This is a genomic window from Micromonospora sp. NPDC023644 (assembly GCF_040640115.1).
Lineage (GTDB): Bacteria > Actinomycetota > Actinomycetes > Mycobacteriales > Micromonosporaceae > Micromonospora.
Genome location: NZ_JBFABA010000005.1, coordinates 144895 through 167565 on the forward strand (window position 1 = coordinate 144895; position 22671 = coordinate 167565).

The 22671-nt window shown below is 73.6% G+C and carries 18 protein-coding genes; 8 read left to right on the forward strand and 10 right to left on the reverse strand.

Features of this window, described 5'->3' with window-relative positions; all coding sequences use genetic code 11:
• Nucleotides 1-319 precede the first annotated feature (319 nt).
• The 6 genes from AB0G08_RS06325 to AB0G08_RS06350 form a co-directional block, all read right to left on the reverse strand.
• Nucleotides 320-1579 (reverse strand): MFS transporter, encoded by a 1260-nt coding sequence (locus AB0G08_RS06325; RefSeq protein ID WP_358083960.1) that lies wholly within the window; start codon nt 1577-1579, stop codon nt 320-322.
• 34 nt (nt 1580-1613) lie between these two features.
• The gene (gene narI / locus AB0G08_RS06330) at nt 1614-2375 is read right to left on the reverse strand and encodes a respiratory nitrate reductase subunit gamma (RefSeq protein ID WP_358083963.1); all 762 of its coding nucleotides are present in this window, start codon (nt 2373-2375) and stop codon (nt 1614-1616) included.
• A 99-nt stretch (nt 2376-2474) separates the two neighbouring features.
• Nucleotides 2475-3101, reverse strand: a complete 627-nt coding sequence (gene narJ / locus AB0G08_RS06335; protein WP_358083966.1) for a nitrate reductase molybdenum cofactor assembly chaperone — start codon at nt 3099-3101, stop codon at nt 2475-2477.
• Nucleotides 3098-4792 carry a nitrate reductase subunit beta gene (gene narH, locus AB0G08_RS06340; RefSeq protein WP_358083968.1) on the reverse strand — a complete coding sequence of 565 codons (1695 nt, stop codon included), beginning with the start codon at nt 4790-4792 and terminating at the stop codon, nt 3098-3100. Before narH ends, narJ begins: the two co-directional genes overlap by 4 nt.
• Nucleotides 4792-8475, reverse strand: a complete 3684-nt coding sequence (locus tag AB0G08_RS06345) for a nitrate reductase subunit alpha (RefSeq protein WP_358083971.1) — start codon at nt 8473-8475, stop codon at nt 4792-4794. The genes narH and AB0G08_RS06345 overlap by 1 nt, the downstream gene beginning before the upstream one ends.
• A gap of 264 nt (nt 8476-8739) precedes the next feature.
• On the reverse strand, nt 8740-9180 hold the full coding sequence (locus AB0G08_RS06350; RefSeq protein ID WP_358084185.1) for a hemerythrin domain-containing protein: 441 nt from the start codon (nt 9178-9180) through the stop codon (nt 8740-8742).
• A gap of 218 nt (nt 9181-9398) precedes the next feature.
• Between AB0G08_RS06350 and AB0G08_RS06355 the strand changes: the two genes are divergently transcribed.
• The 3 genes from AB0G08_RS06355 (at nt 9399) to AB0G08_RS06365 (ending at nt 10901) form a co-directional block, all read left to right on the forward strand.
• The gene (locus AB0G08_RS06355) at nt 9399-9605 is read left to right on the forward strand and encodes a hypothetical protein (RefSeq protein ID WP_358083973.1); all 207 of its coding nucleotides are present in this window, start codon (nt 9399-9401) and stop codon (nt 9603-9605) included.
• 144 nt (nt 9606-9749) lie between these two features.
• On the forward strand, nt 9750-10514 hold the full coding sequence (locus AB0G08_RS06360; protein ID WP_358083976.1) for a rod shape-determining protein: 765 nt from the start codon (nt 9750-9752) through the stop codon (nt 10512-10514).
• 111 nt (nt 10515-10625) lie between these two features.
• Nucleotides 10626-10901, forward strand: a complete 276-nt coding sequence (locus AB0G08_RS06365; RefSeq protein WP_358083979.1) for a potassium transporter TrkA — start codon at nt 10626-10628, stop codon at nt 10899-10901.
• A gap of 83 nt (nt 10902-10984) precedes the next feature.
• Here AB0G08_RS06365 and AB0G08_RS06370 read toward each other — a convergent pair whose 3' ends face one another.
• From AB0G08_RS06370 to AB0G08_RS06385, 4 genes are all read right to left on the reverse strand, one after another.
• Nucleotides 10985-11566: a TetR/AcrR family transcriptional regulator gene (locus AB0G08_RS06370; protein WP_358083981.1), complete on the reverse strand. Its 582-nt coding sequence runs from the start codon at nt 11564-11566 to the stop codon at nt 10985-10987.
• A gap of 16 nt (nt 11567-11582) precedes the next feature.
• Nucleotides 11583-12260 (reverse strand): ABC transporter ATP-binding protein, encoded by a 678-nt coding sequence (locus AB0G08_RS06375; RefSeq protein ID WP_358083984.1) that lies wholly within the window; start codon nt 12258-12260, stop codon nt 11583-11585.
• The gene (locus tag AB0G08_RS06380; RefSeq protein ID WP_358084189.1) at nt 12257-13384 is read right to left on the reverse strand and encodes an ABC transporter permease; all 1128 of its coding nucleotides are present in this window, start codon (nt 13382-13384) and stop codon (nt 12257-12259) included. The genes AB0G08_RS06375 and AB0G08_RS06380 overlap by 4 nt, the downstream gene beginning before the upstream one ends.
• Nucleotides 13385-13480: 96 nt before the next feature.
• The gene (locus AB0G08_RS06385; protein WP_358083987.1) at nt 13481-14596 is read right to left on the reverse strand and encodes a DUF4185 domain-containing protein; all 1116 of its coding nucleotides are present in this window, start codon (nt 14594-14596) and stop codon (nt 13481-13483) included.
• 283 nt (nt 14597-14879) lie between these two features.
• Between AB0G08_RS06385 and AB0G08_RS06390 the strand changes: the two genes are divergently transcribed.
• The 5 genes from AB0G08_RS06390 to AB0G08_RS06410 all read left to right on the forward strand — a co-directional run bounded on the left by AB0G08_RS06390 (nt 14880) and on the right by AB0G08_RS06410 (nt 22659).
• Nucleotides 14880-16871, forward strand: coding sequence for a SpoIIE family protein phosphatase (locus AB0G08_RS06390; RefSeq protein ID WP_358083990.1), 1992 nt, complete (start codon nt 14880-14882; stop codon nt 16869-16871).
• Nucleotides 16872-17082: 211 nt separating this feature from the next.
• Complete coding sequence (locus AB0G08_RS06395; RefSeq protein ID WP_357869477.1) at nt 17083-17424, forward strand: YciI family protein; 342 nt, start codon at nt 17083-17085, stop codon at nt 17422-17424.
• A 5-nt stretch (nt 17425-17429) separates the two neighbouring features.
• A complete protein-coding gene (locus tag AB0G08_RS06400) occupies nt 17430-18722 on the forward strand; it encodes a DUF6596 domain-containing protein (RefSeq protein ID WP_358083993.1) in 1293 nt (430 codons plus the stop codon).
• A gap of 101 nt (nt 18723-18823) precedes the next feature.
• Complete coding sequence (locus tag AB0G08_RS06405; protein WP_358083996.1) at nt 18824-19417, forward strand: hypothetical protein; 594 nt, start codon at nt 18824-18826, stop codon at nt 19415-19417.
• A gap of 266 nt (nt 19418-19683) precedes the next feature.
• Nucleotides 19684-22659, forward strand: a complete 2976-nt coding sequence (locus AB0G08_RS06410) for a glycine--tRNA ligase (protein ID WP_358084192.1) — start codon at nt 19684-19686, stop codon at nt 22657-22659.
• The last annotated feature ends 12 nt before the right edge of the window (nt 22660-22671 follow it).

Here is a 22671-nt window from a genome sequence, read left to right on the forward strand (position 1 = left end):
GTGGTGGGGGGTGTGCCGGACCGGGGCCGCTCGGCGGACTGCGCGGCGGGGGCTGCGAACCCACTGTCATCGACCCCGGTGGATGTGGAGTATGTCAGCGCGACGCGCGGACGAGCAAGAATTTCCGGAAAACTATCGAGAGCCTAGAAGGGGGTCTCCCCGGGGCGTCCGGGAGGCACGGCAGGTCAGCAGGGTTAGATGAAGCACGATGGGCACTCGTGCCGATCCTCGTGCGATCAGTGCGAGTGCCCGTCGGCTGGATTTTTCGGGGTGGTTCCGTAACGGGGCAGGGGTGTTGTCAGGCCCGGCCGCCCGGCGATCAGGCCCCGCGCCTGGCCAGGCCGCCCATCTTCACCGCCGTGAACACCGCCGCGGCCAGCGCCACGTCGGAGAGCAGCATCAGGCCGATCGCGTACGACCCCTGCACGCCGTACACCCAGCCCATCACCAGCGGCGGGACGAAACCGCCGAGCCCGCCGGCGGCGCCGACCAGCCCGGTGACCGCGCCCACCTGGTCGGCGGGGGCGACCCTGCCGACGAGGGCGAACACGGCCCCGCTGGACGCGCCGAGCAGCACCGCCATCCCGAGCAGCGCGATGGTCGCCACGGGCAGCAGCGCGGGCTCGAAGGCCTGCACCACCGCGAAGGCGGCCACCCCGCCGAAGCACCACACCAGCACGGGCACCGGGTGCAGCCGGTCGGAGAGCCAGCCGCCCAGCGGGCGGGCGAGGACGGCGAGGACCACGAACCCGGCCGTACGCAACGCGCCGTCGGCGGCGTCCAGGCCGTAGGCGGTGCCCAGGTACGCGGGCAGGTACACGCTGAAGGCCACGAACCCGCCGAAGCCGACCGCGTACAGGAAGCACAACTGCCAGGTCACCGTCAGCCGGCCGACCGTCGCGAGACGCCGCCACGCCGACCCGGTCGGCCGGACGCGGTCCGGCGCGTCGCGCAGCAGCAGGAACGACAGGACCGCGTAGCCGGCGAGGATCGCGGCGACGAGCAGGAACGGCGCCCGGGCGCCGTAGGCGTCGGCGAGCCGGACGGTGGTGAAGTTGGCGATCGCGGTGCCGCCCATGCCGATGCCGAACACGCCGATCGCGAAGCCGCGCCGCGCGGGCGGGTACCAACCGGAGACCAACGGCACGCCGACGGCGAAGGCGGTGCCGCCGATGCCGAGGAAGAAGCCCGTCACGATCAGCGCCGGGTAGGAGGAGACCGCGCTCAGGGTCAGCACCGGCACGATCGTGGCGAGCGTGACCAGCGGGAAGACCACCCGGGCGCCGTACCGGTCGGTCAGGGCGCCGACCGGGATGCGGCCCAGCGACCCGACCACCACCGGTACGGCCACCAGTAGGGACTGCGCGGCGAAGCTGAGGTCGAGGCGTTCCTTGATGCCCGGCCCCAGCGGCCCCAGCAGCGCCCAGCCCCAGAAGTTGACCAGGAAGCCGAGGGTGGCAAGGACGAGCTGGGTCGTGGCGCCGGACCTGCCCGGCCCCGGTGCGCCGGTAGTGCCGGGGGAGGCCGCACCCGGCTTCGGGGTGGCCCGCGTCGACTGTCCGTCAGGGGCGATGCTCATGGCTGTTCTCCGTCGAATCGTCCTGCTGCGGCCGTCACCGGCCCGAGCGGCTGCGGCCCCCGCGCGGGGTGGGCAGCTTCGGCGGGCCCTCCCAGCCGGGGCGGCCCGGCCGCAGCCCGGGCCGGTCGTCGCGGCTGCGGTAGACGACGTACGGGCGGGTGGCGTAGCCGACGGGCGCGCTGAACGCGTGCACCAGCCGGGTGAAGGGCCAGAACGCGAAGAGGGCGAACGCCGCCAGGATGTGGATCTGGAAGGCCACCGGCACGCCGGCCATGACCTCCGGGTCCGGGCTGAGGTAGAACAGCGACCGGAACCACGGCGAGATCGTCTCGCGGTAGTTGTAGCCGGGCCCCGACACGTTGGCGCGCACGGTGGCCCAGAGTCCGAGCACGATCACGCCGGCGAGCACCACGTACATCGCCTTGTCGTTGCGGGTGGTGGCGGCGAAGACCGGGCCGGTGAGGCGCCGACGGGCGACGAGGATGCCCAGGCCGATCAGGGTGCAGAAGCCGGCCACCGTGCCGACGAACACGGCCATCAGGTGGTAGCCGTGCTCGGTGATGCCGACCGCCTCGGTCCACGACTCGGGGATCAGCAGGCCGCCCACGTGCCCGATCAGGACCATCAGCACGCCGAAGTGGAACAGCGGGCTGCCCCACCGCAGGATCGTGCTCTCGTAGAGCTGCGAGGAGCGGGTGGTCCAGCCGAACTTGTCGTACCGGTGACGCCAGATCAGCCCACCCACCAGGACCACCAGGCACAGGTACGGGTACACGACCCAGAGCAGCGTGTTCATCGGTCTCGTCCTCCGTTCGCGGTGGCGGTGCTCCGGGCGCTCACCGGTGGCCTCTTTCGTTCGCGACTGCGGTACTCCGCTGCGCTGCGTTCCTCGCGCTCACCGGCGACCGCCCAGGGTGGTGGTGTCGACGAGCCCGAACGGCTCCAGGCCGACCTGCTCCACCGGGGGGCCGGTACGGGCCAGCCGGGCCGCGGCGGCGAGATCCGCCGGCCCGGCGGGCGGCAGCATCTCCCGGACGGCGGCCACCGCCTGCCGGTACACCGACCGCTCCCGCCCCAGCGCCTCCACCAGCAGGTCCAGGCCGACCCGGCTGTCCCGCAGCAGCCGCCACCCGCCGTCGTCCACGGCGGACAGGTCGAGCACCGCGGGCAGGAAGTCGGGCAGCTCGCCGTCGACCACCTCCAGGCCCGCCCGCTTGTACGCGGCGGCGAAGCCGACGAGGGCCTCGCCCCGCTTCCGGGTGTCCCCGCACGTGTAGTACGTCAGGTGCAGGCAGCAGCGGCGGCGGAAGTCGAACAGCTCGACGTACGCCGAGCGGAGCTGGCCGGGGTCGGTGGCCTCGCGGTGCGCGACCACCTCGCGCAGCGGCCCGGCGACCGCCGCCGGCAACTCGTCGAGGGCGGCGCGCAGCACCGGCAGCGCCGCCATGACCTCCCCGTCGGGGTAGCGCAGCAGCAGCGAGGCGGCCCGCGCCCCCACCGCCCGCCAGGTGGGCCCGCTCATCGTCCGTCCCCGTCCTGCTCGGCGTCACGAGGTCGGGGCGGGAAGAGCCCCTTCGGGGTGCCCTTGCCGTCCCAGTTGAGCAGGTTCACCCGGCGGGGCTCGTCGCCCGGGTCGGTGAACCCGTCGGCGGTCTGCCGGTCGCGCAGCATGTGGAAGGTCTCCACCTGCACCGGCACCGGCGTGCCCGACGACTCCCCGAAGGGACCCTGCCCGTACGGGCCGCCGCCGCCCATGCCCGGGCCGCCCTCGTAGTCGAGGCTGCACTCGGTGGCGATCTTCTCCAGCCCGTGCGCGTCCTCGGCGTGCGCCGCCGGGATGACGTAGCGCTGCTCGTACTTGGCGATGGCCAGCAGCCGGTACATCTCGTCCATCTGCTCCCCGGTCATGCCGACCGCGGCGGCGATCGACTCGTCGGGCGCCTCGCCGAGGTTGATCCGGCGCTGGTAGGAGCGCATGGCCGCGAGCCGGTTGAGCACGGCGCGCACCGGAGCGGGATCGCCGGCGCTGAAGAGCTCGGCGAGGTACTCCACCGGGATGCGCAGCGCGTCGATCGCGCCGAAGAGGTTGCCCGCGTCCTCCGCGTCGTGGCCGGTGTCGCGCAGCACGTCGGCCACCGGAGACAGCGGCGGGATGTACCAGACCATCGGCATGGTCCGGTACTCCGGATGCAGCGGCAGCGCCACCTCGTACTTCATGATCAGGTCCCAGACCGGGGAGCGCCGCGCGGCGTCGATCCAGTCGTCGGGGATGCCGGCCGCCCGGGCGGCCTCGACCACGGCCGGGTCGTGCGGGTCGAGGAAGACCGAGCGCTGGGCCTCGTACAGGTCGTCCTCGTCCCTGACCGCCGCGGCCTCGGCGACCCGGTCGACGTCGTAGAGCATCAGCCCCAGGTAGCGCAGCCGGCCGACGCAGGTCTCGGAGCAGATGGTCGGCTGGCCGATCTCGATGCGCGGGAAGCAGAACGTGCACTTCTCGGCCTTGCCGGTGCGGTGGTTGAAGTAGACCTTCTTGTACGGGCAGCCGGTCACGCACATCCGCCACCCACGGCACCGGTCCTGGTCGACCAGCACGATGCCGTCCTCGGCCCGCTTGTAGATCGCCCCCGAGGGGCAGGACGCCGCGCAGGACGGGTTGAGGCAGTGCTCGCAGATGCGCGGCAGGAAGAACATGAACGTCTTCTCGAACTCCTGCTTCACCTGGTCGGAGACCTTCGCCAGCACCGGGTCGCCGGCGGCGATCTCGTTGCCGCCGGCAAGCGAGTCGTCCCAGTTGGCGCTCCAGGTGATCTTCGTGTCCTGGCCGGTGAGCAGGGACTTCGGCCGGGCGACGGGCGTGTCGTCACCCGCCGGCGCGGTGAGCAGGTGCTCGTAGTCGTACGTCCACGGCTCGTAGTAGTCCTGCATCGACGGCAGCTTCGGGTTGGCGAAGATGCCGAACATCTTCTTCACCCGGCCGCCGGAGCGGGGCTTCAGCTTCCCCGAGCGGGTTCGCACCCAGCCGCCCTGCCACCGCTGCTGGTCCTCGTACGTGCGTGGGTAGCCCTGGCCGGGCCGCGTCTCCACGTTGTTGAACCAGACGTACTCGACGCCGGACCGGTTGGTCCACGCCTGCTTGCACGTCACCGAGCAGGTGTGGCAGCCGATGCACTTGTCGAGGTTCATCACCATCGCCATCTGGGCCATCACGCGCATCAGTACTGCACCTCCTGCGAACGGCGGCGGATCACGGTGACCTCGTCGCGCTGGTTGCCGGTGGGCCCGAGGTAGTTGAACGCGAACGACAACTGGGCGTACCCGCCGATCAGGTGGGTGGGCTTGACCAGCAGCCGGGTCAGCGAGTTGTGGATGCCGCCGCGCCGGCCGTTGACCTCGGCCTTCGGCACGTCGATCACCCGCTCCTGGGCGTGGTACATGTAGACCGTCCCCTCGGGCATCTTGTGGCTGACCACGGCCCGGCAGACCACGACGCCGTTGCGGTTGACCGCCTCGATCCACTCGTTGTCCCGTACGCCGATCTTCGCGGCGTCGATCTCGCTCATCCACATCGTCGGTCCGCCCCGCGACAGCGTCAGCATCAGCAGGTTGTCCTGGTACTCCGAGTGGATCGACCACTTCGAGTGCGGCGTGAGGTACCGGACGGTGATCTCCAGCTCGCCGTTGCGGCCCAGCCTCGGCTCGCCGAAGAGCCGGTGCATGTCCAGCGGCGGCCGGAAGATCGGTAGCGCCTCGCCGGCCTCGTGCATCCAGTCGTGGTCGAGGAAGAAGTGCTGCCGCCCGGTGAGCGTGTGCCACGGCTTGAGCCGCTCGGTGTTGATGGTGAACGGCGAGTAGCGTCGACCGCCGTGCTCGCTGCCCGACCACTCCGGGCTCGTGATCACCGGTACCGGGCGGGCCTGGGTGTCGGCGAAGGTGATCTGCTTGCCCTCGTGCTCGGCGGCCAGGTCCGCCAGGCGTACGCCGGTGCGCTTCTCCACGTCGCGGAAGCCGGCGGTGGCGACGCGGCCGTTGGTGGTGCCGGAGAGGGCGAGGACCGCCTCGCAGGCGTGCACGTCCGTCGCCAGCGACGGCCGCCCGTCGGCCACCCCGCCGCGCACCTCGCCGTTCTTGCGGCGCAGGTACGCCACCTCCGGCCGCACGTCGACCGCCACGCCCTTGCCGGACGTGCCGAGGGTGTCCATCAGCGGGCCGAGCGCGGCCAGCTTCTCGGCGACCGCGCCGTAGTCGCGCTCCACCACCACCAGCTTCGGCATGGTCCGGCCGGGCACCGGCGTCTCGCCCTCGGCCGCCCAGTCGCGCACCCGGCCGTGCGGGGTCGCCATCGCGTCCGGGGTGTCGTGCAGCAGCGGCGCCGCGACGAGATCCTTGCGTACGCCGAGGTGCTCCGCCGCCAGCGTCGAGAACGCGCGGGCAATGCCGTGGAAGGCGTCGAAGTCGGTGCGGGTCTGCCACGGCGGGTTGATCGCCGGGGTGAACGCGTGCACGAAGGGGTGCATGTCGGTGCTGCTCAGGTCGTGCTTCTCGTACCAGGTCGCGGCCGGCAGCACGATGTCGGAGAAGAGCGTCGTGGAGGTCATCCGGAAGTCCAGCGACAGCAGCAGGTCGAGCTTGCCCTCCGGCGCCTCGTCCCGCCAGGTCACGTCCTTCGGCCGCAGCTCCTCGGGCGCCTCCTCGGCGCGCAGGTTGGCGTCCGTGCCGAGCAGGTGCCGCAGGAAGTACTCGTTGCCCTTCGCCGAGGAGCCGAGCAGGTTGGCCCGCCACACGGTCAGCACCCGCGGCCAGTTCTCCGGGGCGTCCGGGTCGGTGCAGGCGAAGCGCACCCGTCCCTCGCCGAGCTGCTCGGCCACCCAGCCGACCGGGTCGTCGGGGCGGGCGGCCAGGGCCTCGTCGGCCAGGTCGAGCGGGCTGCGGTCGAAGGTCGGCATCGACGGCATCCAGCCCGAGCGCGCCGACTGGGCCAGCAGGTCCATGGTGTGCTTGCCGGCGAAGGCGCCCGTGCCGATGGGGGAGGAGACCACGTCGGCGGAGTACGTGTCGTAGCGCCACTGGTCGGTGTGCACGTACCAGAAGGCGGTGCCGATCATCTGCCGCGGCGGGCGGACCCAGTCCAGGCCGAACGCCAACTGCGCCCAGCCGGTCGCCGGTCGGCACTTCTCCTGCCCGACGTAGTGCGCCCAGCCGCCACCGTTGACGCCCTGACAGCCGGTGAGGGTCACCAGCGCCAGGATCGCCCGGTAGGTGGCGTCGGAGTGGAACCAGTGGTTGGTGCCGGCGCCGAGCAGGATCATCGAGCGGCCGCCGGAGCGCTCCGCGTTGTCGGCGAACTCCCGGGCCACCCGGGCCACCTGCGCCGCCGGCACGCCCGTGATCGGCTCCTGCCACGCCGGGGTGTACGGCGTCGCGGCGTCGTCGTAGCCCGCCGGCCACTGCCCGGGCAGCCCGTCGCGGGCAACCCCGTACTGGGCCAGCAGCAGGTCGAACACGCTGGTCACCATGATTTCTTCGCTCGCGCCCGTCCGCCGGATGCGCCGCGTCGGCACCCCGCGGCGCAGCACCTGCGGGGTGTCGGTGTCGAAGCGGGGCAGCTCCACCTCGACCGCGTCGCCGGCGCCGAGGCAGGTCAGCGCCGGCTCCAGGTCGCCCAGGTCGAGGTTCCACTGGCCGTCCCGCTCGCCCCAGCGGTGCCCGAGGCTGCCGCGCGGCACGGCGGGCGCGTCGGTGGCCGAGTCCCACAGCACCGTCTTGAAGGCCGCCTCCTTGCCGTCCTCGCCCAGGTCCTCGGCGGTGAGGAACTTGCCCGGCCGGTACGCGCCGTCGGCCCCCGGCTCCAGCGTCACCAGGAACGGCAGGTCGGTGAAGCGGCGGACGTAGTCGACGAAGCGCGGGGTGCGCCGGTCGACGAAGAACTCCTTGAGCACGACGTGCCCCATCGCCATCGCCAGCGCGCCGTCGGTGCCCGGCTGCGCGGGCATCCACTCGTCGGCGAACTTGACGTTGTCGGCGAAGTCGGGGCTGACCACCACGACCTTCTGGCCCCGGTAGCGCGCCTCGGCCATCCAGTGCGCGTCGGGGGTGCGGGTCACCGGGACGTTGGAGCCCCACATGACGAAGTAGGAGGCGTCCCACCAGTCCCCGGACTCGGGCACGTCGGTCTGGTCGCCGAACACCTGCGGCGAGGCCACCGGCAGGTCGGCGTACCAGTCGTAGAAGGACAGCATCGACCCGCCGAGCAGCGACACGAACCGGGCGCCGACGGCGTGCGACACCATCGACATCGCCGGGATCGGGGAGAAGCCGGCGACCCGGTCGGGACCGTACTCGGCGATCGTGTGCACGTGCGCGGCGGCGATCATCTCCTGCGCCTCGTCCCAGCCGATGCGCACCAGGCCGCCCTTGCCGCGCGCCTTCTGGTAGCGGCGGCGGCGCTCCGGGTCGGCCTGGATGTCCGCCCAGGCGGCGACCGGGTCACCGAGGCGCGCCTTGGCCTCGCGGTACATCTGGACCAGCACACCCCGGGCGTACGGGTAGCGCACCCGGGTGGGGGAGTAGGTGTACCAGGAGAACGCGGCGCCCCGGGGACAGCCGCGCGGCTCGTACTCCGGTCGGTCGGGCCCGACGCTCGGGTAGTCGGTCTGCTGCTGCTCCCAGGTGATGATGCCGTCCTTGACGTACACCTTCCAGGAGCACGAGCCGGTGCAGTTGACCCCGTGCGTGGAGCGCACCACCTTGTCGTAGGACCAGCGGTCCCGGTAGAAGGCGTCCGCCTCCCGGCCGCCGATCTGGTGCAGCGTCCGGCCGTCGGCGGACACCTCGGCCCGGCGCACCAGGCCGCCCATGGCCAGCAGCGCCCGCCCTGCCCCCTCGGTCGCTCGTGACATATCCACATCCCTCCGGTAGATCACCGTGAGCCCCACGTTTGCGGCGATTACCCCGGAGCGCAACCGGAGGCGGGGGCCCGGAGCCCATCGTCGCGACCCACAGCCCGGGGCGACCGGGCCGAAGGTCCCGAGATCATCGGGACTTCCGGCGGCCGGTCCCGGCCCAGCTCGGGCGGCATATCTCGCCGCCTGAGCGGCGGTGGCGGGCACCGCGATCGACGTCGATAAGCGTGCCGGCGGCGAGGAGTCCGGCTTCCCCGTGACCTACCGCGCGGCGCCGGCCGCCGGGGTGATCCGGTCCCAGGCCGGGATGGGCAGCGCGATCACCGCGGCCGGGAAGAGCCCGTGCTCCTCGTTGTCGATGTGGCGGTGGAGCCGGTCCAACGCGGCCAGCACCGCCGGCCAGTCCGGCGCCGTCCGGTCGACCGCGCCGAGCACCCCGTGGATGTCCTCGTGCTCGGCGCAGAGCTTTTCCACCGCGTCGGCCAGGCTGCCCTCCGCCCGCAGTTCGACGAAGAGCCCCTCCTCCTCGGTGGTGGTGTGCGGGATCAGCAGGGCCAGCAGGGAGTCGAGCGCCGCCAGCGCGTCCGCGCCGCCGGCCCGCACCGCGTCACGCACCCGGCCGGCGGCGTTGGCGATCGCCTCGTGCTCGGCGGAGAGTTGGCCGACCAGGGGGAACTCCCGGCAGCCGCAGTAGTTGCACATGCTGATCATCTCCAGGATCACGACGACGTCCGGTCCCATCCTCGGCGCGGCCGCGGCACCGCCGGCAGGGCCGACCGGCCCGGTACGCCGGGACGACGGGCCCGCCCCCGACCGTCGCCCGCCCGTCGCGGCTGCACCGCCGCCCGCCTGCCGGCTCAACGGCGGCCCGTCGGGTGACGGCGTGGCTGGCCGGCCGGTCGCCCGGCTATGGTGGGCGCATGCAGGATCGGCACGGCCTCCGCCGCGCCGGCAGGCGGGTCTCGCTGCCGGCGCTGCTGATGCTGACCGTGCTGGTCATGGTCCTCTCCGCGGCGCGGGCCGTCGGGCTGTGCATCGTGTTCCGGCGCGCGCGACGGGCCGTCCCCGGCTGCGTGCCCGCGTGGTCGGCCGACCGCGCTCCGCCCGGGCTGACGTTCGCCGTCTGAAGCCCGTCCGCCTTCCCGCGTCCGACGACGCGGGCCCGTGGCTTGGAGCGCCATGCCCACCCCGCACCATGATCGATCCATCCTGCCCCGCTCCGTCCGCGACGGAGCCCGGATCATGCCCGCCCCGCGACGGGGGTGGTGAGCATGCTTGCCCCCGGCGCGTACGCCCGTCTCGGCCTGCGCCATCCCGTCGCCCTCGACCTGGGCACCTCGACGGTGCGGCTGTGGACGCCGACGTGCGGCACGGTCGTCGCCGAGCCCGCCGTCGTCGCGTGGAACTCGGCCGGCGCCCAGGCCGTCGGGCGGGCCGCCATCGCGCTGCGCGACACCGGTGACGTGAAACTGGCGTGGCCGGTGCGGCACGGCGTGGTGACCGACTTCTTCGCCTGCGTACACCTGCTGCGGGTGGTGGCCGCGGCCAGCGGACGGCCCGCCGACGACGTCTCCCCGGTCGTGGTCGGCGTGCCGGCCACCGCCACGCTGCGGCAGAAGGACCTGCTCGTCGCGGTGGTTCGCCACGCGTTCGGCGGGCGCGTCGCCACGGTGGAGGAGCCGCTGGCCGCCGCCCTGGGCTGCCGGGCCGACCTCGACGGCGACGACGTGGTGGCGGTCGACATCGGACAGGGCCGCACCGAGATCGCCCACATCGCCGACCGCGCGGTCGAGGCCGCCGAGCGCGTGGACGTGCCCAACGCCCTCGACCAGGTGTCGCTGATCGCCGCCGCGGTACGACGTCTGGGCGCGCGGCCCGTGTGGCCGGGGCGCCGCCGGCTGCTGATCACCGGCGGCGGGGCGGTGCACCCCGAACTCGGCGCCCGGCTGGCGGCGCTGACCGGTCGCGTCGTCACTATGCCCGCCGATCCGCACCTGGCCACGCTCGCCGGCCTGCGCCTGCTGCTCACCGGCTGAGGCGGTGGGCGGCCGCCCGGCCTGCGGTGCCGCGCGACCGCCCACCGCGCCGCCCCATCGCGCCGGGACCCGACCCGTCCCGGCCCCTCCCCGCATCCCCTGGAGTTTTCGATGGACGTCGAACTGACCCCGCTGCCCGGTATCGGGATCCGCCGCATGTTCACCACCGCCGCCGGACTGCGCGTCGGGGTGGTGACCCACCACGCGGGCGGCCGGCGCGAGCTGGTCCACTCCGACGGCGACGACCCCGACGCCACCCGCAGCATCAGGCTGGAACGTGACGAGGCCGTCGTCCTGGCCGGACTGCTGGGCCTACTCGACGCCCTCGACGTCACCGCCTCCGGCGCCGGAGTTCCGGCGACGACTACCCCAGCCGTCGGCGGGTAAGCCCCCCCGACCGGCCGGGGGAGGAGGCGACGTGGGGCGAGCGCCGGGTGGTCCGCCGGGCCGCCGCCGGACACCGGTGACGCTCAGCCCTGCTGTCGTAGGTAGGGGCCCAGAAGCTCCCGGGTGAGGGCGAGCACGGCGGCTTCCGGGGTGCCGTTCTCGATCATCTGTGAGGACGCGTAGACCACCGCCTGAACCAGTTCCGCCGCGGCGGCCGGGTCGCTCGCGCCGTGCTCGGCCAGGGCCGCCACCAGCGGCGTACGCAGCTGGTCGTGCAGGACGCGGCTCTCCTCGGCGAGGACGGCGCCCGGCACGCTGGCGGCGAGCCCGCGCATGACCGCGTGCTCCCCCTGGGCGACGAGGCGCAGGTTGGCCTCGACGTAGGCCAGCACCCGCCCGCCCGGGTCGGTGGCCTGGTCCATCTGCTGCGTGACGTACGCCGACCACTCCGGGAACATGTCGGCGATCACGGCGTTGAGCAGGTCCTCCCGCGACTTGAAGTACTGGTAGACGCTGGGGCGCGCCAAGCCTGTCCGCTTGCCCACCTCGGCCAGGCTCGGCGCCTGCGCCCCGCTCTCCGCGAGGATCTCCCGCGCCGCCGCCAGGATCGCCCGCCGCTGCCGGGCACGGTGCTGGGCCACCGTGGGCGCCTGGATCTTCGGCACGGAACCCCCCCCATCGTCACGGCACGGGCATCAGTCGCCCGTCGATCATCTCGTACACCGTCGTGCAGTGGCGCAGCACGTCGTGGTCGTGGGTGACCATGACGGTGGCGACGTCGTTCTCCTTGGTCTCGCGGGCGAGCAGCTCCACCACCTCGTGACTGCGGGCGCGGTCGAGGGCGGCGGTCGGCTCGTCCACCAAGAGTAGTCGTGGCCGGTTGACCAGGGCACGGGCGATGCCGACACGTTGCCGTTCGCCACCCGAGAGCTGGTGCGGTCGGCGGTTCGCCTTGTGGGCCATCCCGACCTCGTCGAGCAGGGCCGTCGCCTCGCGGGCCCGGGAGCCGTGACCGCCGAAGCGGGCCGGCAACCGCAACTGGTCCACGGCGGTCAGCGCGGGAATGAGGTTGCTGGACTGGAACACGAAGCCGACGAACTCCCGGCGCAGGGCCGCCCGCGCCCGCGCGCTCGGCACGGTCATGTCCCGCCCGGCGAGGGTGACCTGGCCCGAGGTCGGGACGGTCAGCCCGCCGGCCACCGCGAGCAGGCTGGACTTTCCGGCCCCCGAGGGGCCGACGACCGCGACGAACTGCCCGGGGGCGACGGTCAGGTCGACGCCGTCCAGGGCCGGTACGGTGTCGTCGCCGTCGCCGAAGCGCAGGCTCACGCCGCGCATGACCAGTCCGGTGTCGGTCATCGGTTCGCTCCCAGTGCGGTCAGCGGATCCACCGCGGCGATCCGGACGATGGCCACGGCCGCTCCGACCAGGCCGAGGACGAGCAGGAGGAGGGCGGCCACCGCGGTCGCCGGCGCGCTGAGCGCGAACGGGATGTTGCTGCCGACCAGGCTGCCGGCCGCGGTGCCCACCGCGACGCCCGCGCCGACGGCGAGCAGCAGCAACGCGAAGGCCTGGGCCAGCCCGTCGCGCAGCAGGTATCCCGTCGGAGCGCCCATGGCCCGCAGCACGGCGATCTCCGCGCGGCGTTGGATGGTCCACACGGTGAAGAAGGCACCGACCACCAGCGCCGAGATGGCGTAGAGGAACCACTCGATCAGTTGCAGGGTCGACGTCTCGGCGGTGTATCCGGGCGAGGCGCCGTACGACTGGGTGCGGGACAGGCTCTCGGTGCCGGCGGCACGGTCACCGGCCGCCAGGTCGACCTCGGCGCCGTCGGCGGCCCGCACCGCCACGGCGGTGATCTCGTCGTAGGTGCCGCCCGGCACGGGCTCGCCGGGGCGGACGCCGGCCTTGATCTCCTGCCAGACCCGCAGCGGCAGGTAGGCCACGTCGACGTGCCCGAACGTGTGCTGCTCGGCCATGGCGCCCACCACCGTGAGCCGGGTGCCGATCCGGTCGACGGTGACCGTGTCGCCCACCCGCAGCCCGGCCTCGATCGCGGTCCGGCTCACCACGATGCCGTCGGCGGCGTCCAGCCGGGCGCCCTCGGCCACGGGCGGGGAGAGGAACGAGTCGGTGGGCACGCCGAACAGGGCGAGGTCGATCTCCACGCCCGAGTCGCTGCGGGCGTTGATCAGCGCGTTGCCGAAGGGCGCCGCGTCGGCGACCCCGGACTGCTCCTTCCACGACTCGACCGCCGAGGCGTCGACGACGCTGCGGGAGAACGCCGAATCGTGCTGCACCCCGTCGGCGAAGGCGAAGGAGGTCGCCGGGATGCGCTGGAGCCCCGACACGCCGTCGTTCACCAGGCCCGTGGAGAGCCCGGACAGCAGCACCACCAGCACCGCGATGAGGGCGACGACCGCCCCCATCAGGCCGAACCGGGCCTTGGCGAACCGCAGTTCGCGTACCGCTAGGAACATGCCCACCACCGGGGGCGCAATTTTACCGACTGCATGTCGGCATCGTACCAACATGCTGTCGGCATCCTTGCCCGGCGCCGGCGGGGCGGCGCCTGGCTACACCGACCCGACGAACTGGCTGACGTGGTAGGCGGTGCTGCGGTTGTCGGGTGTCCTGGTCCACTTCGAGACCATCAGGTGCAGGTCGTTGGGCCGCCGGCTGGACCACGGATGGATGAAACCGCCGTAGAGGCCGGGCTCCTGCCAGGAGGTGACCTGGATCCGCTCCGGCGTCCAGACCCGGTCCGGCCCGTCCGCCGTGCGCGTGACGATGCACCCGGTGGCGCAGTTCAGGTAGGACATCACCCAGGTGCCGTCGGCGAGCCGCCGCACCGAGGGCTCGCCGAAGCGGCCGGTCAGGATCGGGGTGCACGGGCGGCCCCAGCCCCAGTTGCTGCCGTTCCAGCCCCAGCCCTCGTACGACTCGGGGAAGAACAGCCGGTCCCAGCGGACCCGGCGCAGCATCATCGGCCCGTGCTGGCGGCCGGCGCGCACCGAGAAGACGTACACCCAGTCCCCGTCGCGCTGCATCGTCCACATCTGGAACGGGTCGGTGTTGGCGCCGTCGTTCCACCACTTCAGCGGCGTACGGATGAAGTCGTTGCCGTTGTCGCTGTAGGCCAGCCCCGCGTAGCGCGACCGCCAGTGCGGCCCCGCCGGGCCGGCGGAGTGCCAGTTCTCGATGCTCATGTACGACACGAGCTGGCGGCCGGTCTCCGGGAAGGCGATGCCGTCGTTGGGGATGACGGTCACCTCCCAGAGGCCGTCGATGCCGATCCCGTGGTGGCCGTTGTGCATCAGCTCCGGGGCCCGGCCGTTGCCCGCGACGCGGGCGGCACTGTCGAAGACGATCCCACCGGCGGCGCCGGGGTGCACGGCGGAGCGCAGCATCACCGGTGAGCGCCAGTCGTTGGGCAGCGGCGGACCCTCGGGCCACGGGGTGTCGAACGTGTCGCCGAACAGGTAGCCGATCGAGCCGTTCTCCAGCACGTACGGGATGCCGAGGTCCGTGCCCGCGACCCGCCACCGGTGGTTGGTGTCCAGGTCGGCGCCGGTGAGGCGCTTCTTCCACGAGGCGGCCCGGGCCGTGCCGGGGGCGAGGACCGGCGCGACGGCGGTGGCCAGGCCGGCCGCGGCGACCGTACCGAGTAGCGAGCGGCGGGTGATCGTCATGACCGTCCTTGTCGCGAGGGGGCCCGCAGGGCCGCGGACGTGGGGACCGGACCGGGCGCGCCGGCCACATTCAACCATCGATGTCGATGTGTGGTTGGAACGTACGGCCAACCGGCCGGCATGGTCAAGGACCGCCGGTGCGCCCCGACGCCACCCCCGCGGACCGGCGGCGGGGCCCGGTCGCCGGACTCGTCGACGACGAAGCCGCACGTGGCGGATTGGACGGGGCCAGCGCGGGCATGACAGGGTGCTGCTGGTGCGCACGGGTGAGGGGTAAGCGTCTGTGGCCGATCCGCATACAGGCTGGTCTTCCGGCGATCCGCAGGCGGTGCTCGACGGCTTCGAGCAGCTGCCCGGATTCGTGTGGATCTTCGAGGGGCCCGAGCTGCGGGTGGTGGCCGCGAATCCGGCGGTACGCGCCGCCGTCGGCAACCGCAGCGGCCTGATCGGTGAGCCCTTCCGGCAGGCGGTGCCGGAACTCGCCGGCCAGCACATCTTCGAACTGCTCGACCAGGCCCTGCACGGCATCCGTTCGCACGGCTACGAGCAGCGCGTGCTGACCGACCGGGACGGCGACGGCAGGCTGACGGAAGCCTTCTACACCTTCGACATGGCGCCGTGGCACAACCCGGACGGCTCGGTGCGCGGGGTGATCGTGCAGGCCGTCGACGCCACCGGTGTAGTGGCCGCCCGGCAGGCTGCCGAAACCGCCGCCGCCACCGCCGAACGCCGCTACCGTCAGGCCGCCGGCCTGGTCCTGGAGCTGCAACGCAGCCTCCTGCCCGACATGTTGCCCGTTTTGCCGAACGTCCAGGTCGCCGCGCACTACCTCGTCGCGAGCAGCGACCTGGTCGCCGGCGGGGACTGGTTCGACGCGGTCCCCCTGCCCGACGGACGGCTCGCGCTGACCGTCGGCGACATCGTCGGGCACGGCGCCACGGCCTCGGCGGCCATGGGTCAACTCCGCACGGTCGCCCGGCAGGCGTTGCAGTCGGGGGGCGGCCTGCCGCAGGTGCTGGCCGCCCTGGACGACTTCGCGGCGCGCACCCCCGCGACCCGGGCCGCCACCACCTGCCTCGCGGTGCTCGACCCCACCAGCGGGGCGCTCGAGGCGGCCAGCCACGGACACCCGGCGCCGCTGGTGATCGGCGCCAGCGGCGACAGCCGGTACCTGCCGCTGGCGCCCGCGGGACCCCTGGGCACCGGAGCCGGCCCCGCCCCGGTCCACGCCTGCCAGCTGCGGGCCGACGACGTCCTGCTGCTCTACACCGACGGCCTGATCGAGCGACCCCGGCAGAGCCTGCGCGAGGGCGCCCGCGTCCTGGCGGACACCGCCACGGCAGCTCGGCGAGGAATGTTGACCGAGGCCACCACCGTCCCGCAGCGGCTACCCGACCGAATCTGCACCCTCGTCACGGAGCGCCTCGCCCTGGCCGGCGGCGGCTTCGGCGACGACACCACGCTCCTCGCCGCCCACCTCCTGCCGAAGCCCGTCGCGCCCCTGCACCTGACCCTTCCCGCCGACACGACGGCGCTGCGCCCGATGCGTCGGCAGATGAGCGACTGGCTCACCCGGATCGGGGCCAGCGGCCCGGATGCGAGCGACCTCGTCCACGCCGCGGGGGAGGCCGCGACCAACGCCATCGACCACGCCTACCCCAGCGGCACGGCCGGGATGTTCACGGTGCACGCCACCCTGGACGACCAGGGCGTCGTGCACGTCACCTGCGCCGACCAGGGACGGTGGCGGCCACCGGTCCCCGACCCGGGGGGCCGCGGCCGTGGACTGACGATGATCCGCGGGCTCGTCGACCGGGCGGAGGTCCGGCACACCGAGGCGGGCACCACCGTCGGCATGCACCACCACATCGGCCAGGCCACCAACGTCACCACCGTGGCCACCGCCCAGGCGGCCGGCCCCCACAAGCAGGCCACCGTCGCCGAGGAGTTCGCGGTCGCCGTCATCGAGACACCGGCGGGTCGGGTGCTGCGGGTGCAGGGGCCGGTGGACCTGGTCACCGGCCCACAGCTGCGCGCCGCGATCATGCAGGCCAGCCGCGGCGGCAGCCTGCCGCTGACCATCGACCTCACGCCGGTCACCCACCTGAGCAGCACCGGCGTGAAGATCCTGCACGAGGTCGGTCGGATCATCACGAGCCTGCGCGTCACCGCCACCGGGCAGAGCCCGGCCCACGGGGTGCTGGAACTGACCGGGCTGGGGCACCTGCTGCCGGAGGCCACCGCGAGCGGAAGCGACACCGGGCACCAGCGGTAGTCGGACCGGACAGCCGCGTGGCCGCCCGCCGGCACGGGAGGCATCCTGGTGGCGGCGGGCCGTCACGGGTACGGGCCCGCGCCGGACCCCGTTCCGGGAAAGAAAACCCGGGCGGGCTGTCCAATCGGCCGTCTCCCGTCCGTAGTGAGGGCGTACGGCGGTCGTGCCGTACGACAGGGACGCGACACGAGGGAGTCGGATCGTGAAGTACATGTTGCTCATCAACGCCGGTGCGGTCGGCGAGGACGGCGGGGCCGACGGGTGCGACGTCGGCGACTGGATGGCCTACGACAAGCAGGTGCGCGAGGCGGGGATCCTGGTCTCCGGCGAGTCGCTGGCGGACCTGGTCACCGCCACCACGGTGCGGGTCGGGCAGGACGGCAGGCGGACCGTCACCGACGGCCCGTTCGCCGAGACCCGTGAGATCCTCGGCGGCTTCTACGTGATCGACGTGCCGGATCTCGATGTCGCGCTCGACTGGGCGGCGCGCTGCCCCGGCGCGCGCGGGGGCGGCTCCGTCGTGGTCCGGCCGGTCGCCGAGTTCGGGAGCTGAGCGCGGTGGGCGGAGCGCCCGCCGGCACCGGGGGGACGGACGAGGCGCCGGCGGCGGTCGTGGAGGCGGTGTTCCGTGAGGAACGCGGTCGACTGCTGGCGGCCCTCGTCCGCCGCTTCGGCGACCTCGACCTGGCCGAGGAGGTCACCTCCGAGGCCGTCGAGGCGGCGCTCGCGCGGTGGCCGGTCGACGGCGTTCCGCCCAGGCCCGGCGCCTGGCTGATGACCACGGCGCGCCGCAGGGCGGTCGACCGGCTGCGCCGGGACCAGGCCCTCGCCGCGCGGCTGGCCATCCTCCAGGCGGAGGCGGACCGGGCGGACCCCGCCCCCTCCTCGGGGACGGACGGCGGGCTGCCGGACGAGCGGCTCCAGCTCTTCTTCACCTGCGCGCACCCGGCGCTCGCGGCCGAGGACCGCGGGGCGCTGACCCTGCGCTACCTGGCCGGGCTGACCACGCCCGAGGTGGCCCGGGCCTTCCTGGTGCCGACGGCGACGATGGCCAAGCGGATCACCCGGGCGAAGAAGAAGATCCACGAGGCCCGGATCCCGTTCCGCGTGCCCGGCGCGCAGGAGCTGCCGCAGCGGCTGCCGGGAGTGCTCCAGGCCGTGTATTCGATCTTCACCGAGGGCTACGCGGCCAGCGACGGCCCGCGTCTGCAGCGGCTCGACCTCGCCGAGGAGGCCATCCGGCTGGCCCGGATCCTGCGCCGGTTGCTGCCCGCCGAACGGGAGGTCGCCGGGCTGCTCGCGCTCATGCTGCTGGTCCACGCCCGCCGCGACGCCCGCACCGGCCCGAACGACGAACTGGTGCTGCTCGACGAGCAGGACCGGGGCCGCTGGGACCGCCCGATGATCGCCGAGGGCCTCGACCTGGTGCCCGTCGCGCTGACCGGCGGCCCGCCCGGCCCGTACGGCGTGCAGGCCGCGATCGCCGCCCTGCACGTCGAGGCGGCGGACCTCGCCACCACCGACTGGCCGCAGATCGTGGCGCTCTACGACGTGTTGCTCGCCCTGGCGCCGTCCCCGGTCGTGGCGCTGAACCGGGCCGCCGCCGTGGCGATGCGCGACGGCCCGGGGGCGGGCCTGGCGCTGCTGGACGAGCTGGCCGACGAACCGCTGCTGCGGGGGCACCACCCCTACCCGGCCGCCCGGGCCGACCTGCTGCACCGCCTCGGCCGGCACGCCGAGGCCGCCGAGGCGTACCGGGAGGCGCTCGGCCTGGCCGGCACCGGACCCGAGCGGGCCCTCCTGCGACGCAGGCTGGAGGCGATCGAGCGGCCCCGCCCGTCGGGGACGTGACGGCACCCGGCCGGGTCCGGGCCCGCGCGCCGTGCGGGCGGGGGAGGGGAGGTGCCGCCCGCCCGGCCCGGGGCGCAGCTGATCTGGCACGATCGGAGCCCATGCATCCCTTCGGGCGCTTCCTCCCTGCCGGGTTCAACCAGGTGGCCGCCGACAGCTGGGCCAACGACGAGCGGATCGTGATCCAGGCGACCTTCTTCAACCTGGTTCCCGACCTGCCCGCCCCGCTGACGGATCCGGCCGCGCTGCGGCGGGGGATGGCGAAGATGGCGGCGGCCCAGGGCGGCGCGCTCATCGAGGCGGACGTCACGCCGGTCGGCGGCCAGCCGGCGCTCCGCCAGATCGTCAAGGTCAAGCTGCCCAACCAGCCGCACGGCCAGGCGTTCCTGGGCAGCTACATCGTGCCGAAGGCCGCGTGCAGCGCGGTGTTGCGGGTGCAGGCCGCCGAGAGCGGGAGGTCCGGCCAGCGGGAGGCGACGGTCATGGACCAGGTCGGCCCCACGAACTACTTCCGGCCCCACCCGTACGGGCCCGACGGCGAGGGCGGCCTGCCGTCGCACGTCGCCGACGACCCGGCGTACGACGCGCGGTTCCCGCAGCACCCCCTGACCCGGGTGCGCCAGGTGATGGCCCAGCTCGCCCGGCAGGTCGAGCTGCACCCCGGCTTCGCGGCGCTGCCACCGTTCGCCGGCTGAGCCCGGGCGCGCGGCGGAACTCACCGCCCGCCAGCTGCGCGGCGCTGCGGGCCACGCTGCCCGAGCACATGATCCCCTCGCGCTTCGTGCAGGTGGCGGCGATACCGTTGACCGCGCACGGCAAGACGGACCGCCGGCGCCTGGCCAGGGGGGAATATCCCGTCAGTCCCGGATCACCCGGACGATAGACTGCCCAGACCCGGGCCGCGCACGGTCGCGGCCGGGTGCCCCCAGCGGCAGAGATGGAGTTGTAACCCGTGCTGACGATGCAGGACGCGCTTGCCCGCCTCGACGAGTACTGGATCGGGCAGGGGTGCCTGACCGTACAGCCGATGAACACCGAGGTGGGTGCCGGAACGCTCAACCCTGCCACGTTCCTGCGTGTCCTCGGTCCCGAGCCCTGGCGGGTCGCCTACGTCGAGCCGTCCGTGCGTCCCGACGACGCGCGCTACGGCGAGAACCCGAACCGCATCCAGTGCCACACCCAGTACCAGGTGATCATCAAGCCGGAGCCGGGCAACGCCCAGGAGCTCTACCTCGGCAGCCTGGCGGCGCTCGGCATCGACGTGCACGAGCACGACGTCCGCTTCGTCGAGGACAACTGGGCCTCGCCCGCCCTGGGCGCCTGGGGCCTCGGCTGGGAGGTCTGGCTGGACGGGCTGGAGATCACCCAGTTCACCTACTTCCAGCAGGCCGGCGGGGTGAACCTCAAGCCGGTCTCGGTCGAGATCACCTACGGCATCGAGCGCATCCTCATGGCGCTCCAGGGCGTCCGCCACTTCAAGGAGATCCGCTACGCCCCCGGGGTCACCTACGGCGAGGTGTTCGGGCAGGCCGAGTACGAGATGTCCCGTTACGCCCTCGACGACGCCGACGTCGAGTCGACCCGCCGGATGCTCGACCTCTTCGCCGCCGAGGCCCAGCGGATGATCGATCTGCGGCTGCCGATCCCCGCGCACACCTTCGTGCTCAAGTGCTCCCACGCCTTCAACGTGCTCGACGCCCGGGGCGCGATCTCGACCGCCGAGCGGACCGCCGAGTTCGCCCGCATGCGCAAGATGTCCGCCGCCGTGGCCGAACTGTGGGTCGAGCGCCGGGCCGAGCTGGAGCACCCGCTGGGCGTGGCGTCCGCCGCCGAGCCCGCCGCCGCGCCGGCGCTCACCCCGGCTGCCGGCTCCGGCGCCCGCCGCCTGGTCCTGGAGGTCGGCGTCGAGGAGATGCCGCCGAGCGAGGCCCGCTCGGCCGTCGCCCAGCTCCGGACGCTGGTCACCGAGGCGCTGGCCACGACCCGCCTGGAGCACGGCGTCGTCGCCGTCGACGCCACGCCCCGCCGGCTGGTCGCCGTGGTCGACGACGTGGCCGCCCGCGAGGCGGACCACGAGCGGATCGTGCGCGGCCCGCGGCTCACCGCCGCGTTCGGCGCCGACGGGTCGCCCACCCCCGCCGCCCTCGGCTTCGCGCGGTCGCAGAAGACCGACGTCGACGCCCTGGAGCGCGTCGACGTGGACGGCGTCACCTACCTGGCGGTCGTCCGCAAGGAGCAGGGCCGCGACGTGCTGACCGCGCTCTCCGGCGCGCTCGCCACCGCCGTCGGGACGCTGCGCTCGGCGAAGAACATGCGCTGGTCCGACCCGCAGCTGTCGTTCACCCGGCCGATCCGCTGGATCGCCGCCCTCTGGGGCGACGAGGTCGTGCCCTTCACGGTCGGTGCGCTGGCCGCCGGCCGCACGACCCGGGTGCTGCGCAGCAGCGCCCAACCGCAGTTCGACGTCGCCTCCGCCGAGGAGTTCACCGACAGGTTGGCCGCGGCCGGCATCGTGCTGAGCACGCAGGCCCGCCGGGAGACGATCGTCGAGGGCGCGGTCAAGCTCGCCGCCTCGGTCGGCGGTCACGTCGACGTCGACGGTGAATCCGCCCTGCTCGACCAGATCGCCTACCTGGTCGAGGCGCCGACCCCGGTGCTGGGCTCGTTCGAGGTGGACTACCTGCGCGTGCCGCACGCGATCCTGACCACGGTCATGCGCAAGCACCAGCGCTACCTGCCCGTGCGCGACCAGGACGGCGGGCTGCAGCCGTACTTCGTCACCATCGCCAACGGCGCGATCGACGAGGACGTCGTGCGGGCCGGCAACGAGGGCGTGCTGCGCGCCCGGTTCGAAGACGCGTCGTTCTTCTTCGTCGCCGACTCCGAGGTGGCGCCGGAGCAGATGCGGACCCGACTGACGACGCTGACCTTCGCCGACAAGCTCGGCTCGATGCACGACCGGGCCGACCGGATCAGTGCCATCGCGGCCCGGCTGGCCGACGCGGTCGACCTCGACGCCGCCGACCGGGCGGTCCTCGACCAGGCCCGTGAGCTGGTCAAGTTCGACCTGGGCTCGCAGATGGTGACCGAGCTGACCAGCCTGGCCGGTGTCATGGCCCGCGAGTACGCGCTCGGCGCGGGGAAGCCGGAGCCGGTCGCGCAGGCGCTGCTGGAGGTGGAGCTTCCGCGCAGCGCGGGTGACGCCCTGCCGGGCACGCCGGCCGGCGCGATCCTCTCCCTGGCCGACCGCCTCGACTACCTGTGCGGCCTCGCCGCGACGGTGGGCCTGCCGACCGGGAGCAGCGACCAGTACGCGCTGCGCCGGGCGGCGCTGGGCCTGCAGGCGGTGCACCGGGCCTCCGCGGTGCTGTTCCCGCTGTCGCTCGTGGACGGGTTGCGCATCGCCGCGGCACAGCAGCCGGTCGACGTGCCGGACGCGGTGCTCGACGGGATCGGCGAGTTCCTCGGCCGGCGCCTGGAGCAGGCGCTGTCGGAGGAGGGCGTCCCGGTGGACCGGGCCCGCGCCGTCATGCTGCACAGCGACCGGCCGGCCCTGGTCGACGCGCTGTTGCGCCGGCTGCAGCAGGTCGAGGACGACGAGGACTTCCGGCGGCTGGTGGAGACGATGCAGCGGATCCGCCGCATCGTGCCGGCCGGCACCGCCCCGACGTACGCCGCCGAGGTGCTGCGCGAGCCGGCGGAGCTGCGCCTGCACGGGGCGCTGCAGGCCGTCGCCGGGTCGCTCGGGGACGTGACCGACCTGGCCGCGTTCGCCCGCGACACCCGCGAGCTGAACGCGGCGGTGACGGCGTTCTTCGAGGACGTGTTCGTGATGGCCCACGAGCCCGAGGTGCGCGCGGCCCGGCTGGGGCTGCTCGCCGCCGTCGCGGACCTCGGGACGCCGGCCCTGCACTGGGAGCACCTGCGCGGCGCGTAGCGGCGCCGCGGC

What these genes read in the sequence shown, in the direction of transcription:
- AB0G08_RS06325 (WP_358083960.1), bottom strand. Translation starts at nt 1,579, where the DNA reads ATGAGCATCGCCCCTGACGGACAGTCGACGCGGGCCACCCCGAAGCCG.
- narI (WP_358083963.1), bottom strand. Translation starts at nt 2,375, where the DNA reads ATGAACACGCTGCTCTGGGTCGTGTACCCGTACCTGTGCCTGGTGGTC.
- narJ (WP_358083966.1), bottom strand. Translation starts at nt 3,101, where the DNA reads ATGAGCGGGCCCACCTGGCGGGCGGTGGGGGCGCGGGCCGCCTCGCTG.
- narH (WP_358083968.1), bottom strand. Translation starts at nt 4,792, where the DNA reads ATGCGCGTGATGGCCCAGATGGCGATGGTGATGAACCTCGACAAGTGC.
- AB0G08_RS06345 (WP_358083971.1), bottom strand. Translation starts at nt 8,475, where the DNA reads ATGTCACGAGCGACCGAGGGGGCAGGGCGGGCGCTGCTGGCCATGGGC.
- AB0G08_RS06350 (WP_358084185.1), bottom strand. Translation starts at nt 9,180, where the DNA reads ATGTGCAACTACTGCGGCTGCCGGGAGTTCCCCCTGGTCGGCCAACTC.
- AB0G08_RS06355 (WP_358083973.1), top strand. Translation starts at nt 9,399, where the DNA reads ATGCAGGATCGGCACGGCCTCCGCCGCGCCGGCAGGCGGGTCTCGCTG.
- AB0G08_RS06360 (WP_358083976.1), top strand. Translation starts at nt 9,750, where the DNA reads ATGCTTGCCCCCGGCGCGTACGCCCGTCTCGGCCTGCGCCATCCCGTC.
- AB0G08_RS06365 (WP_358083979.1), top strand. Translation starts at nt 10,626, where the DNA reads ATGGACGTCGAACTGACCCCGCTGCCCGGTATCGGGATCCGCCGCATG.
- AB0G08_RS06375 (WP_358083984.1), bottom strand. Translation starts at nt 12,260, where the DNA reads ATGACCGACACCGGACTGGTCATGCGCGGCGTGAGCCTGCGCTTCGGC.
- AB0G08_RS06380 (WP_358084189.1), bottom strand. Translation starts at nt 13,384, where the DNA reads ATGTTCCTAGCGGTACGCGAACTGCGGTTCGCCAAGGCCCGGTTCGGC.
- AB0G08_RS06385 (WP_358083987.1), bottom strand. Translation starts at nt 14,596, where the DNA reads ATGACGATCACCCGCCGCTCGCTACTCGGTACGGTCGCCGCGGCCGGC.
- AB0G08_RS06395 (WP_357869477.1), top strand. Translation starts at nt 17,083, where the DNA reads ATGTTGCTCATCAACGCCGGTGCGGTCGGCGAGGACGGCGGGGCCGAC.
- AB0G08_RS06405 (WP_358083996.1), top strand. Translation starts at nt 18,824, where the DNA reads ATGCATCCCTTCGGGCGCTTCCTCCCTGCCGGGTTCAACCAGGTGGCC.
- AB0G08_RS06410 (WP_358084192.1), top strand. Translation starts at nt 19,684, where the DNA reads ATGCAGGACGCGCTTGCCCGCCTCGACGAGTACTGGATCGGGCAGGGG.